The following is a 13,601-nucleotide window of genomic DNA, read 5'->3' as shown; positions in this document are numbered from 1 at the left end:
GGAGGCATGGTGAAACCCGCAGGCCCCTTCAAGACCCCGCCGTCACGCAGGCTCCCGCCGCCGGCGGCGCCCGCGAGCGGCGGCGCCGGCTCGCTCGGGCCGGGCGCGTCGGCCGGCCCCGAGGCGGCGGTCCCGACGACCCTCGACGGGCAGGGGAGCCCGGCCGCTCCGACGCGGACTGCCGACGATCCGGGCCTGCGGGCGTCGGCCCGCTCGGGCATTCCCGCATTCGAGGTGATGCGCATCACCGACGAGATCGCGCGCCGCCGCGCCGCCGGCCGCGACGTCGTCTCGCTCTGCGCGGGGGAGCCGGGTGCACGCCCGGCGCCCGGCACGCTCAAGCCCGCGGGCTACACGGGCCCCCTCGGCACCGGGCCCCTGCGCGAGGCGATCGCCGGGCACTACCGCTCCTGGTACGGCGTGGAGGTCGATCCGGGCACGGTAGCGGTGACCACCGGCTCCTCAGGCGCGTTCCAGCTCGTCTTCCTCGCGGCCTTCGACCCCGGCGACCGGGTTGCGCTCGCCAGCCCGGGGTATCCGGCCTACCGCAACATCCTCGCGGCGCTCGGCGTGCAGGTCGTCGAGATCCCCACCGGCCCCGAAACCCGCTACCAGCCGACCCCCGCGCTCCTCGACGCGGCGGTGCGCGCGCACGGCCCCCTCGCCGGGATCGTCATCGCCTCACCCGCCAACCCCACCGGCACGATGCTCGGCCGCCCGGAGCTCGAGGCGCTCGTCGAGTGGTGCCATATCAACCGTGCACGGCTCATCAGCGACGAGATCTACCACGGCATCACGTTCCCCGAACCGGGCGAGCCAGACCCCCGCGGGGTGTCGGTGCGCGAACTCGACACCGAGGCGATCGTGATCAACTCGTTCTCGAAGTACTGGGGCATGACCGGCTGGCGACTCGGATGGGCGCTGCTGCCGACCTCCCTCGTGGCCCCCTTCGAAGCGCTCGCCTCGAACTTCGCGCTCTCACCGCCCGCGCCGGCTCAGGAGCTCGCCCTCTCGGCGTTCACCGACGAGAGCTACGCGCAGCGCGACGCCGTCGTCAAAGGCTTCGCCCGTGCGCGCGCACTCATCCTCGAAGCCGAGCCGCAGCTCGACTGGGGGATCGCCGCCCCCTCCGACGGAGCCTTCTACTACTACTCCGAACTCGGCCCGCAGCTCGAACGCTTCCCCGACTCGGTCGCGTACGCTCGAGCACTGCTCGAGGGCGCCGACGTCGCGGTGGTGCCCGGAGTCGACTTCGACCCGGTTGCGGGGGGCCGCGCCGTGCGCCTCTCCTACGCAGCCGGCGAGGCCGCCGTGGCCGAGGCGCTCGAGCGGATCATCCGCTTCCAGCGCTGAGCCGGCGTGCCCGCGCTGAGTCGGCGTGCCCGCGCTGAGTCGGCGTGCCCGCGCTGAGTCGGCGTGCCCGCGCTGAGTCGGCGTGCCCTTGCCGAGCCGGCCGGTTCGCACGCGCCGAGTCGGCCTATTCGTGTCGAGTCGGCCCGGGAATCACGCGAGCAATAGGCCGGCTCGACACGAATAGGCCGGCTCGATAGGGGGCGGCTCAGCGCGGCCCGCTCGATAGCGGGGCGGTTCGTCAGAACGCGATCGGTGTGCCCGCGGCGACGCCGATGCGGCGCTGCAGGGCGTCGTCGACGACGGCACGCGGATCCGCGGTCTCGTCGACCGCGATGCCGATCGACCGCAGCGCTTCGGCCTCGGCGCCGCCCAGATCCAGCACCAGCGACGTGACCGCCTCCGAGAGCGGGCCCTCGAGCCCGGCCACGGCGCGCGCGAGCGCCGACCGCACGGCCTTGCCCAGCGCAGCGGCGTCACCCGGCTCCGCTGCGCGCTCGACCTCGGCGCTCGCGTAGCTCACGCCGTCTCCGGACAGCGCCTCGGCGACGACCGCGCCGCCGCTGAGGCGGGCGTGCAGCTCGAGCACGCTGCTCGTCGCCGCCGGAACGGTCGAGAAGGGGAGCGGGATGCCTGGTGCCGCCCCGGTGCCCGCATCGTGCGAGTGCTCGGACGCCTGCGTGCCGCCGTTGAAGGTGAACTTCAGATCCATGACCACCAGCCTACGCCCGCGCTCCGCGTCGAGCTGACCGTGCGCTCGGTCGCGGGCGCCCTCGGCAAGCGGCTCGGCCATTGCCGCCGCTGCGTCTGAGATCATCGATCCCATCTGCTGCCTGCCGCTGCGATGCTGTCGGCCAGGCCGCGGCATAGGCCACCCCCTAGATGCGGGCGATCTCCTGCCGCGGGCGCACCGCGATGTCGGTGATCTGCACGTCGTCGGGCGCGTCGACGACGAAGCGCACCGCACCCGCCACGGAGGCCGGGGTGATGTAGCGGCCGGGCTCGTACGAGTCGGAGGGGATCATGCTGCGCAGCATGGCGGTGTCGGTCTGGCCGGGGGCGACGGTCGCCACCCGCACGCGGTGGGGCTCCTCGTCGATCCGCAGCACGTCGGCGACGGCCCGCAGGGCGTGCTTCGACGCGGTGTAGATCGCGCTGCCGGGTACGGGGCGCGTGCCGGCCCCCGAACCGATGAAGATCACCGTTCCGCGGGAGGCGCGCAGCAGCGGGAGCGAGTGCCGCGTGATCAGGGCGGGTGCGGTCACATTGACGGCGAGCTGCTCGGCCCACTCGTCGGCGCTCGCGTCGGCGACCGAGCGCTGCTGCGAGACGGCCGCGGCGTTGACGAGCACGTCGAGCCGGTCGAGGCCCGCGATCCGCTCGGCGAGGGCCGCCTCGTCGGTCACGTCGAGCCGCCAGGCCTCGGCGTCGGTCTCGCGCGCGACGGCGTCGAGGCGCTGCGCGTCGCGCCCGACGGCGATGATGCGGTGGGTGCGGGCGAGTTCGCGGGCGATCTCGCGCCCCATGCCGCTCGATGCGCCGGTGATGAGGGCGACGGGGCGGGGGTCAGACATTGAGGGCTCCTTCGAGTTCGGGCTGCGGGTCGGTGCCGGGGGCGCACGCGGAGCGCGCGTTCGCCAGCGCGGTCTCGATCGCGCTGCGGGCGACGCGGTCGGTCTCTCGCAGCATGGGCGGATCGGTGCCCGGCATGGGGCTGATGATGGTGCCGTGCAACTGCTCGTCGACGGGGATGCCGGCGACGTGCACGGTGGGGTCCAGGCCGTCGCGCGTGACGAGCCGGCCGGTGGCGAAGTCGATGTCGAAGGAACCGGTCGTGAGGGGGGCGCCGTCGCGCGCGGCGACCTCGAAGGGGCGCGCGCGACCGGTGTCGAGGAGGGCTCGGGCGAGCGGGTCGGTCGTCTCGCCGAGGCGGTGGAAGTGCATCCAGGCGTCGAGCAGCGCGGGAGCGGTGATCCGCGACCTCGCGACCCGCGGCGACTCCGCCACGAACGCGTGCTCGCCCAGGTGCACGGGGGCGTGCGGGCCGATGAAGTGCACGAGGCCGGCGTCGGCGAGCGCGAGCAGTTGGCGGTTGCGGAAGGCGGGCGGGCCGGACCCGACCATGCCTCCGAGCGATGTCAGCAGCGCGTAGCCCGAGCCGCGCGACTCGGCGTCGAAGCCGCCGAGGGTGCCGATCTTCGCCGCGGCGGCGCGGGCCGCGCTGATCGACCAGAGGCCGGCCTTGACGGCGCTGTCGCGTCCGAGCTCGGCCTCGCGCAGGTCGCTCGCGGTGCGCTCGCGCACGAAGGCGTCGAAGGCCTGCGGCGAGGCGAAGTCGCGGTCGGCGGGGTGCATCTCGCCGAGCAGGTCGAAGCGGTCGGCGGGGTCGGGGATGAACGGGGCGACGGCCTGCGCGATCCGTGCCGGCGCTCGGTCGAGGTCGTCGCCTCCGGGGGCGGGGCTCGGGATCGCGGTGCGCAGCAGCTCGTCGAGCGCTTCGATCACGGCCCGCCGCACCTGCTGCGGCGAGGCGGTGATCGCCTCGGGCCGCACGCGGTGCAGGGTCTCGGCGTGGTCGATGAACGCGTCGGCGACGATGCGCGGCCAGAGCGCGCGGTCGAAGTCGATGGGGCGCGGTTCGGAGGCCCAGTCGACGCCGAGCAGCAGGCGCTGCTCGGGGCTCGGCGGCAGCGAGTGGTAGAGCGACTTGGCGCGGAAGGGCACCCCCCGGCGCGAGGTAGCGTGCAGCACGGGCTCGCGGCCGGATGGCTCGTAGCGCAGGCCGTGGCTCGCATCCGGATCCTCCACGAACCTGCCGCCCCGCCCGATCGTGAGCAGCGCCATCGTGTCGAAGAACCCCATGCCGAGTCCCCGCACGATGGCGGGGGATCCGGGCTGGATGCGCGAGAGATCCTGCTCGACGGGGCTCGCGGGCCGCACCCACACGAGGCCGGGGCGCCGCTCGAGCTCGTGCGCGAGGGCGCGCTCGGACGAGGTCTCGGAGCGCGGCATCCAGCCGGTGGCGAGGATCACTGCGTCGGCCTCGACCCACCGCTCTCCGTCGGAGCCGGCATCGGCGAGCTCGACGCGCTCGCGCGAACCTCGACGATCGATTCCGACGGCGGCCGTGCGGTGGCGGGTCACCCGTGCCCGCGGTGGGAGCGACGCGACCGCGCGCTCGTAGCACCACGTCAGGTACTCGCCGTAGAGGGCGCGGCTGGGGTGCGACTCCGGCAGGGTGCGCTCGAGCTCGTCGCGGTAGTCGGCGGCGAGGCCGTCGCGGGTGGTGAACGCCTCGAACGCGGCGATGTGGGCGGGCGGGATGCCGGCCGCGATCTCGGCGGTGCGCGGCGACGGGAACGCGCCGTGGAGAACGAGCACGCTCCACTCGTAGAGCGTGGGGCCGGGGATCACGGGCCCGGCCACGGTGCTGCCCGGCTCGGTGAACAGCGTCACGGCGTGCGAGAGCGTGTTCATGCAGAGCTCGCGATCCTGATCCGTGCGCCAGATGCGCCCCGCTCCGGAGGGAGCGGGATCGATGACGTGCACGTCGAGCGGCGGCGCGTCGTCGCTCAGGTTCGCACCGATGCGCTCGATGAGCGAGGCCCCGCGGGGGCCTGCTCCGACGATCGCGATGGCGGCTCGGTTCGCAGAGGGCATGCTTCCGTTATAGGCCTCTTCCCCTGGAAAGTCCGCGGCAGATGACCGAATGTGACGGCTCCGGCCGGTGGCGGCGGCCCCCGCCGCGTGTGTAGTTCTGTTACAGATCAGATTTCCTTTCCGTTATGCGAGCCATAACAATAGCTTTCGGTGCAGAAGTCTGCCCACGACACCGAGATCGCGGATCCCATCACGATCCCCGCCCCGACCACCACGAGGAGTATCCCCATGAAGAAACGTCGTATCGCCTGGATCGGAGCCCTGGCTGCCGTCGCGATCGCGATGACCGGCTGCTCCTCGAGCGGGGGCAACGACGGCGGCGCTGACGGCGGCGGCACCCTCACCTACCTCGAACCGCAGACCTGGAACACCCTCTACCCGCCGGCCGGCGGCTTCTACCCGAACGGCGGCGTGCTCAACCAGATCACCGATCGGGTGCTCTACCAGAACCCCGAGACGCTCGAGCTCGAGCCGTGGATCGCCGAGGAGCTGCCACAGGTCAACGCCGACGCCACCGAGTACACCTTCACGCTGCGCGAGGGCGTCACCTACTCCGACGGCACCCCGCTCGACGCCGAGAACGTCGTGAAGAACTTCGACCTCTTCGGCAAGGGCGACAGCGACCGCGCGCTCTCCGTCTCAGAGGCGATCAACAACTACGACCGCGGCGAGGCCGTCGACGAGCGCACCGTCAAGTTCTTCTTCACCGCGCCGTCGCCCGGCTTCGCGCAGGCCGTCTCGACCATCAACTCCGGGCTGCTCTCGAACGCGACCCTCGACCGCACCAACGAGGAGTTCGGCCCGGGCAACGCGGCCGAGATCGTCGGCAGCGGCCCGTTCGTGATCGACGACGAGAAGATCGGCACCGAGCTCTCGCTCGCCGCGCGCGAGGACTACGACTGGGCGCCCCCGTCGCTCGAGCACCAGGGCGCCCCGCAGATCGACGGCGTCGACTTCATCGTCGCCGGCGAGGCGAGCGTGCGCGTGGGCACCGTCACCTCGGGTCAGGCCGATGTCGCGCGCACCATCCCCGCACCCGACGAAGCGCAGTTCGCCGCGGACGGCCTGGAACTGATCGCGGCCTCCACGAACGGCGTGAACAACAGCCTCAGCTTCCGCTTCGCGCACCCCCTGCTGCAGGACATCCGGGTGCGGCAGGCCCTCATCGCGGGCATCGACCGCGAGGAGATCGTCGACACGCTCTTCAGCGAGAGCTACCCGCTCGCGACGGGCATCCTGGCGAAGACGGCGCTCGGCTACACCGACACCTCGCAGAACTACGTCTACGACCCCGACCGCGCCGAGCAGCTGCTCGACGAGGCGGGTTGGGCTCCCGGCAGCGACGGGATCCGCGAGAAGGACGGCGAGAAGCTCGTGCTCACCTTCAACGAGGCGCTGCCGCAGCCGCGTTCCAAGGAGGTCGTGACCCTGATCCAGGAGCAGCTGGGCGAGATCGGCGTCGGTGTCGAGCTGTTCGCCGGGGATCAGGCCGCGCAGGACGCCGCGCGCCTCGAACTCGACACGATCCAGGTCTACCACTCCATGGTCGGCCGCGCCGACTTCGACGTGATCAAGTCGCAGTTCCACTCCGCGAACCGCAACGCGCTGCTCAACCTCGACCCCGCCACGAACGAGCTGCACGACGCCGAGCTCGACGCCCTGCTCGCGCAGATCGCGTCGGTGCCGACCACCGAGGAGCGCCAGCAGGCCTCGGCCGCCGCGCAGCAGCACCTCGCCGACCAGGCCTACGTGCTGCCGCTCTTCGAGGAGCCGCAGGTGTTCGGTCTGCGCTCGCAGGTCGAGGGCTTCAAGACCGAGTCGATCGGCCGCCCGTCGTTCTACGAAGTGACACTGCAGCGATGACCCGAGGCGCAGTGCTGCGACGTGTAGGCCAGGCCGTGCTCGTGCTCTGGCTGGCCTACACGGGCGCCTATGTGCTGCTCGCGGCGCTGCCCGGCGACGCGGTGATGGCCCGGTTCGGCAACCCCGACCTGGGCCTCACCCCGGAGCAGCTCGAGCAGATCCGGGCCTCCTACGGCGTCGATCGGCCGCTCGTCGTGCGCTACTTCGAGTCGATCGGCGCGTTCCTCAGCGGCGACCTCGGATACTCGGTGCAGAGCGGCGCGGCCGTCTCCGACCTGCTCGCCGAGGCGCTGCCGTCCACGCTCACGCTTGCAGCACTCGCCCTCGCGGGTGCCGTCTTCCTCGCCGTGGTGATCGCGTTCACCGCCGCCTACGGCAAGGGAGAGTGGCTGCGCCGCCTCTTCCGCAACCTGCCGCCGCTCTTCGTATCGGTGCCGGTGTTCTGGATCGGCATCGTGCTGATCCAGGTCTTCTCGTTCCAGCTGGGGCTCATCCCGGTCATCGGGGCGAGCGAGGCGCAAGCCCTGATCCTGCCCGCCCTCACGCTCACGATCCCGATCGCGGCGCCGCTCGCGCAGGTCTTCCTGCGCAGCATCGACGAGGTGCGCGAGCAGCCCTTCGTCTCGGTGGTGAAGGCGAGGGGTGCCAGCACCAGCTGGCTGCTGTGGCGCAACGTCGCCCCCAACGCACTGCTCCCGGTGCTCACGATGGCGGGCCTGCTCTTCGGCGAACTGGTCGGCGGCGCGATCATCACGGAGGCCGTCTTCGGCCGCACCGGCATCGGCAGCCTCACCGTGCAGGCCGTCGCCCACCGAGACACCCCCGTGCTGCTCGCGGTCGTGGTGATCGCCACGGTGGTCTACGTGACGATCAACCTGATCGTCGACCTGCTCTATCCCGTGCTCGATCCGCGTCTGCGCCAGGCGCGGGGCGGTGCGCGGCCGGGCGGCGCGGCGGGAGCGCCCGATCCGGCGCCCGCCGCCGATCCGGCAGCCGGCGAAGTGTCCGCACCCGGCGAGGCGCCCGCGCCCGCCGATCCCGATCCGGGCGCCGTGCCCCCTGCCCGGTCGACCCCCGACCGTCACCGACCCTCCGGAGCCCAGCGATGACCGCCGTCGAAACCGCCACCGGGCTCGGCCCCGCAGGCGGATCCCCCCGCGCCGCGCGCGCCGCCGGATCCTGAAGGTCCCTGCTGCGGCCCGGCCTGATCCTGCCGCTCCTCGTGCTGCTCGTCGCCCTCGCGTGGGCGGTCGCCCCCGGCATCTTCACCTCGCAGAGCCCCACCGAGACCGTGGCGCCCGCGCTGCAGGCGCCGAGCGCGCAGCACTGGTTCGGCACCGACGCCACCGGGCGCGACCTGTTCTCGCGCGTCGTGTACGGCGCCTCCGAGTCGATCTCGGCCGCGCTGCTGGCCGTGCTCGTCGGGCTCGTGTTCGGCTCCCTCATCGGAGTGTCCGCGGGCGCGGTCGGCGGCTGGATCGACGACGTGCTCATGCGCCTCGTCGAGGTGCTGCTCGCCATCCCCACCCTGCTGCTCTCGCTCAGCATCGTGATCCTGCTCGGCTTCGGCACCGCGAACGCGGCGATCGCGGTCGGCGTGACATCGGTCGCGGTATTCGCGAGACTGTCGCGCTCGCAGGTGATGAGCGTGCGGGCGAGCGAGTTCGTCGAGGCCGCATACGGATCCGGCGGCACCTTCCTCGGCGTGCTGCGCCGGCACGTGCTGCCGAACTCGCTCACGCCCGTGATCGCCCTCGCCGCTCTGCAGCTGGGATCCGCGATCCTGCAGATCTCCACCCTCGGCTTCCTCGGCTACGGCGCGCCGCCCCCCACCCCCGAGTGGGGGCTGCTCATCGCCGAGGGGCGCAACTACGTCGCCACCGCCTGGTGGCTGACGACGCTGCCCGGCCTCGTCGTGGTGCTCATCGTGGTCGCCACCAACCGCCTCAGCCAGGCCATCAGCTCAGGAGGACGAGTATGAGCGAGCAGCCGCTGCTCAGCATCCGCGATCTCGCGGTGCAGTACCGCACCCGCCGCGGCCACGTCGACGCGGTGCGCGGCGTGAGCTTCGACGTCGAGGCCGGCAAGGTCACGGCGGTGGTCGGCGAGTCGGGGTCGGGCAAGACCACCGTCGCCCAGTCGGTGATCGGCCTGCTCGCCTCGAACGGCAGCATCTCGCGCGGCTCGATCCAGCTCAACGAGCGCCGCCTCGGAACGACCGAGCTCGTCGGCCTCTCCGAACGGCGGTGGCAGGACCTGCGCGGCCGCTGCGTCGGGCTGATTCCGCAGGATCCCGGCAACTCGCTCAACCCGGTGAAGACCGTGGGGCGCTCGATCAGCGAGTCGCTGCGCATCCACGGCAGGCCGAGCCGCGAGGAGGCGCGCGACCGCGTGCTCGCGCTGCTCGACCAGGTCGGCATCGACGACCCGGTGCGCCGCGCCGGGCAGTACCCGCACGAGTTCTCGGGCGGCATGCGGCAGCGCGTGCTGATCGCCGCCGCCATCGCGAACAACCCCGAGCTGATCATCGCCGACGAGCCCACCTCGGCGCTCGACGTCACCGTGCAGCGCACCGTGCTCGACCTGCTCGACACGCTGCGGCGCGACACCGGCACGGGTGTGCTGTTCATCACGCACGACCTGGCGGTGGCCGCGGATCGCGCCGACAGCGTCGTCGTGATGCGCGGGGGCGAGGTGCAGGAGTCGGGGCCCAGCGACCGCGTGCTCGCGCAGCCCGAGTCGGAATACACGAAGCGGCTCATGCACGACGCACCCTCGTTCGGACGCGTCGTCGAACGCGAGAGCATCGCGGTCTCGGAGCGCCCGCTCGGTGCGCAGGCTCCGCTCGGAGCCCAGGCTTCAGGCGGGGCGCAGGTTGATTTGACCGCAGAGCCCTCGTCCGCCGCCCCCGGTCCGCTGCTCGAGGTGCGCGGGCTGCGGCAGGAGTTCGGGCACGGCGCCAATGCCTTCGTGGCCGTCGACGACGTCTCGTTCACCGTCGCGCGCGGCACCACGCACGCGCTCGTGGGGGAGTCGGGGTCGGGCAAGACCACCACCGGCCGCGCGATCGCGGGCTTCGCCAAGCCGACGGCGGGCAGCATCCGCATCGACGCCGGAGCCGGTGGCGCTACTGTCGTACGGAGCGCCGGTGGCGCTGCTTCCGCGCGGGACTCCGTCGGGGGTGGCGCTGCCGCCGTGCACGGCGCCGATGGCGCCGACGGCACGGACGCCGCACCGGACGCCGCTGCCGTCGGCACCATCGCCTCAGCAGCGGGCGACCCGCTCGAGGTCACCGCGCTGCGCGGTCGCGCCCTGCGCGAGTTCCGCCGCACCACCCAACTCGTCTACCAGAATCCCTACGGCTCCCTCGACCCGCGACTCTCGATCGGGCAGACCCTCGCGGAGCCCCTGCGCAACTTCCACATCGGATCCCGGGGCGAACAGGCCGACCGGGTCGCTCACGCGCTCGAACTCGTCGCGCTGCCCGCCGACTTCGCTCATCGGCAGCCGCGCGAGCTCTCGGGTGGACAGCGGCAGCGCGTCGCGATCGCGCGAGCGCTCATCGTGGAGCCCGAGCTCGTCGTGCTCGACGAAGCGGTGTCGGCGCTCGACGTGACCGTGCAGGCGCAGATCCTGCGGCTGCTCGCGCGGTTGCAGACCGAGCTCGGTCTCACCTACGTGTTCATCTCGCACGACCTCGCGGTGGTGCGGCAGATCTGCGACACCGTCTCGGTGCTGCAGCGCGGCCGTCAAGTCGAGCACGGCGACACCGAGGAGGTCTTCAGCAACGCCCAGCACCCGTACACGCAGCGGCTCATCGATGCGATCCCGGGCGCCTCGCTCGCCTCGGGCCACTGGGTGATCTGAGGGAGGGCGTCAGCGGAGGCTCCCGCTGACGCGGCCCCCGAGAACGCCCGCGCCGACGATCCCAGGTCGGCGCACCGCTTCGCCACTCGGCTCGCCGCTGCGACCCGCCGGGGGATCCCGCACCGGCGCTGCGCGAGTTCGATCGTCCATCCCATCTCCTCTCGAACGGAACCCTCATGCCATCGAATACCTCGACCGTACCCGCGACCACCGACATCATCGACGCGCTGGCGGGTATCGCCCCGGGCGACGCCCTCGACGCGGCCCGCGCGCGGCGACCGGAGGCACGCACGCACGCCCAGGGCAGCTTCGAAGCGCTGTTCCTGCCCGACGACACCTCGCACGTCGCGCTGGCCGAACGCGCCGCGGTCGCCCTGTTCGTCGCGCGCCTGCACCGACAGGCCCCCGCGGTCGAGTTCTACGGGGCGCTGCTGCGCGAGACCGGCAAGGGCCTCGGCGCCGGCGCCGGCGAAGCCCTCGAACCGTTGATCGTGGCCGAGGCGGAGCGCGCCGCGGGATCGGGACCCTACGGCGCGTTCCGAGCCGAGAACGCACCCGAGAGCACCGTCGGCCCCGTCTACAGCGTGTCGTCGGTCGAGGCCGCCTACGCCCTCGGCGATCGGCTCTCGGCCGCGCTCGAGCACGCCCATCTGCTCGTGCTGCATCCCCGCGACGCCGCTCGCGAGCCCCTGCAGCACCTGCTCGACGCGGGCTGGAGCACCACCGGCGTCGTCACGCTCTCGCAACTGATCTCGTTCCTCACATTCCAGCTGCGGGTCGTGCAGGGACTCGGCGAACTGAGCACGGGTGAGGGGGCGGCGTCCCTGCCTGAGCTCGCCGCTGACGTGGCCCGCGCTGCCGGCGAGCGCGCCGACGGAGCTTCCACCCCCGCGGCCCCCGGCGCCTCCGAACGACTGCCGCAGGCCCCCAGCGTCGAGGAACCGCCGCGATTCACGCAGCAGGTGCTCGGCTGGAAGCCGTGGCTGCAACCGCTGCCCGTCGCTGAGTTCACCGAGCGCCACTACGAGGCGCTCGTGCAGCGCGACCGTGTGCACATGCCCTACTTCAGGCTGCTCGCGCGCGATCCCGAGGCCCTGCGCGAGCGCACGCTCACCGACCTCGACATCTTCACGAACACCGATGCCGGGCTGCCCCGTGCAGAGCGCGAGGTCGCCGCGGCCGCCGCGTCGCGCTACAACGGCTGCGTCTTCTGCGCCTCCGTGCACGCGCGCTTCGCGAGCGAGAACGGAGCCGACCGCGACGACGTGCAGCGCCTGCTCGACGAGGGGGTCTCGGCCCGCCTGTCGCCCCGGCTCGACGCGATCATCGACGCCACCGTGGCGCTGACCGCGACGCCGTCGCGCTTCGGCGCCGCCGAGATCGCCGCGCTGCGGGAGGCCGGCCTCGACGAGCTCTCGCTGCTCGACGTCATCCAGGCGGGCGCGTTCTTCAACTGGGCCAACCGTCTGATGCTCTCGATCGGAGAGCCCACGCTCTGAGCCCCGACGGGGCGCATCCTCCCCGCAGACGCCAGCGGGCCCCGCTTCCGAAGAAGCGGGGCCCACTGTGCAGGAGCGTCGACCGGGCTTACGCCTGGGCGGCGAGGGTCTCCTCGAGCGACGCCGAGGCGAGCTCGGGGAACGCCAGCGAGACGCCGTGGTTGGTGAGGACGCCCTCGTGCGCGTTGAGGCCCTTCGCGAGCGACGCGTCGTCGTTCAGCGCCTTGACCCAGCCCTTGTCGGCGATCGCGACCACGTAGGGGAGCGTCGCGTTGGTGAGCGCCGCGGTCGAGGTCTCGGGCACCGCGCCGGGCATGTTCGCGACGCAGTAGTAGATCGAGTTGTGCACCTCGAACGTGGGGTTGTCGTGGGTGGTGGGCTTCGAGTTCTCGAAGCAGCCGCCCTGATCGATGGCGATGTCGACGAGCACCGAGCCCTGCTTCATCTGCGCGACCATCTCGTCGGTGACGAGCTTCGGAGCCTTCTCGCCCGGGATCAGCACGGAGCCGATGACGAGGTCGGCGTCCTTGAGCGCCTCGGTGATGTTGTGCGCGTTCGAGGTGCGAGTCTGGATGCGACCGTTGAACTCGTCCTCGAGCTGCTTCAGGCGGGGGATCGCGATGTCGATCACGGTGACCTCGGCGCCCATGCCGTAGGCGATGCGGGCCGCCTGCTCGCCGGCCGCGCCGCCGCCGATCACGACGACCTTGCCGCGACGGGTCGCGGTCACGCCGCCGAGGAGGATGCCGCGGCCGCCGTTGGCCTTCATGAGCGAGTAGGCGCCGACCTGCACCGAGAGGCGCCCGGCGACCTCGGACATGGGCGCGAGGAGCGGCAGGCCGCGGTTCGGCAGCTGCACGGTCTCGTAGGCGATCGCGGTGGTGCCCGATGCGAGCACGGCCTCGGTGAGAGCCTTCTCGGCGGCGAGGTGCAGGTAGGTGAAGAGCACCTGACCCTTGCGCAGCTTGTCGTACTCGGAGGCGATGGGCTCCTTGACCTTGAGGATCATGTCGGAGTCGGCCCAGACCTGATCCGCGCTCTCGACGATCTTGGCGCCGGCGGCGGCGTACTCTTCGTCGGTGATCGCCGAACCGAGGCCGGCGCCGGCCTGCACCAGCACCTCGTGGCCGCGGCGGGCCAGCTCGTAGACGCCGGCCTGCGTGATGGCGACGCGGTTCTCGTTGTTCTTGATTTCGGTGGGGATACCGACGTGCATGATCTGCTCCAGAGTGTTCGGAATGCGATGTAGGTCCGTATGCCTGTTGATCGTTCGCGTGCGTGATCACGGCATGGGATGTCTCCGATTGTGCAGTATATTCGCTTTCCGTAAAAGAAACATGAATTCTCTTCGGAAATAGTCGC

The 13,601-nt window shown here is 72.0% G+C and carries 10 protein-coding genes; 6 read left to right on the top strand and 4 right to left on the bottom strand.

The window, feature by feature from the left end:
* Positions 1–6: 6 nt before the first annotated feature.
* Positions 7–1,353, top strand: coding sequence for a pyridoxal phosphate-dependent aminotransferase (locus tag Leucomu_RS09850; protein ID WP_128387111.1), 1,347 nt, complete (start codon positions 7–9; stop codon positions 1,351–1,353).
* 238 nt (positions 1,354–1,591) lie between these two features.
* Here the strand turns inward: Leucomu_RS09850 and Leucomu_RS09845 are convergent, their stop codons facing one another.
* From Leucomu_RS09845 to Leucomu_RS09835, 3 genes are all read right to left on the bottom strand, one after another.
* Positions 1,592–2,062: a hypothetical protein gene (locus Leucomu_RS09845; RefSeq protein ID WP_128387110.1), complete on the bottom strand. Its 471-nt coding sequence runs from the start codon at positions 2,060–2,062 to the stop codon at positions 1,592–1,594.
* A 166-nt stretch (positions 2,063–2,228) separates the two neighbouring features.
* A complete protein-coding gene (locus Leucomu_RS09840; RefSeq protein ID WP_128387109.1) occupies positions 2,229–2,924 on the bottom strand; it encodes an SDR family oxidoreductase in 696 nt (231 codons plus the stop codon).
* A complete protein-coding gene (locus tag Leucomu_RS09835) occupies positions 2,917–5,010 on the bottom strand; it encodes an FAD/NAD(P)-binding protein (RefSeq protein WP_128387108.1) in 2,094 nt (697 codons plus the stop codon). The genes Leucomu_RS09840 and Leucomu_RS09835 overlap by 8 nt, the downstream gene beginning before the upstream one ends.
* Positions 5,011–5,238: 228 nt before the next feature.
* Here Leucomu_RS09835 and Leucomu_RS09830 point away from each other — a divergent pair, with 228 nt between their 5' ends.
* The 5 genes from Leucomu_RS09830 to Leucomu_RS09810 all read left to right on the top strand — a co-directional run bounded on the left by Leucomu_RS09830 (position 5,239) and on the right by Leucomu_RS09810 (position 12,239).
* Complete coding sequence (locus tag Leucomu_RS09830; protein WP_128387107.1) at positions 5,239–6,873, top strand: TIGR04028 family ABC transporter substrate-binding protein; 1,635 nt, start codon at positions 5,239–5,241, stop codon at positions 6,871–6,873.
* Positions 6,870–7,982: an ABC transporter permease gene (locus tag Leucomu_RS09825; protein WP_128387106.1), complete on the top strand. Its 1,113-nt coding sequence runs from the start codon at positions 6,870–6,872 to the stop codon at positions 7,980–7,982. Before Leucomu_RS09830 ends, Leucomu_RS09825 begins: the two co-directional genes overlap by 4 nt.
* A 113-nt stretch (positions 7,983–8,095) precedes the next feature.
* Positions 8,096–8,854: an ABC transporter permease gene (locus Leucomu_RS09820; protein WP_407656643.1), complete on the top strand. Its 759-nt coding sequence runs from the start codon at positions 8,096–8,098 to the stop codon at positions 8,852–8,854.
* Positions 8,851–10,740 (top strand): dipeptide ABC transporter ATP-binding protein, encoded by a 1,890-nt coding sequence (locus Leucomu_RS15710; RefSeq protein ID WP_128387104.1) that lies wholly within the window; start codon positions 8,851–8,853, stop codon positions 10,738–10,740. Before Leucomu_RS09820 ends, Leucomu_RS15710 begins: the two co-directional genes overlap by 4 nt.
* 176 nt (positions 10,741–10,916) lie before the next feature.
* The gene (locus tag Leucomu_RS09810; RefSeq protein WP_128387103.1) at positions 10,917–12,239 is read left to right on the top strand and encodes an alkylhydroperoxidase domain protein; all 1,323 of its coding nucleotides are present in this window, start codon (positions 10,917–10,919) and stop codon (positions 12,237–12,239) included.
* Between the two features lie 88 nt (positions 12,240–12,327).
* Here Leucomu_RS09810 and ald read toward each other — a convergent pair whose 3' ends face one another.
* Positions 12,328–13,455 (bottom strand): alanine dehydrogenase, encoded by a 1,128-nt coding sequence (ald, locus tag Leucomu_RS09805; protein WP_128387102.1) that lies wholly within the window; start codon positions 13,453–13,455, stop codon positions 12,328–12,330.
* Positions 13,456–13,601 lie beyond the last annotated feature (146 nt).

The organism is Leucobacter muris (assembly GCF_004028235.1).
Classification (GTDB): Bacteria; Actinomycetota; Actinomycetes; order Actinomycetales; family Microbacteriaceae; genus Leucobacter; species Leucobacter muris.
This window is presented reverse-complemented; position numbering and strand designations above follow the sequence as displayed.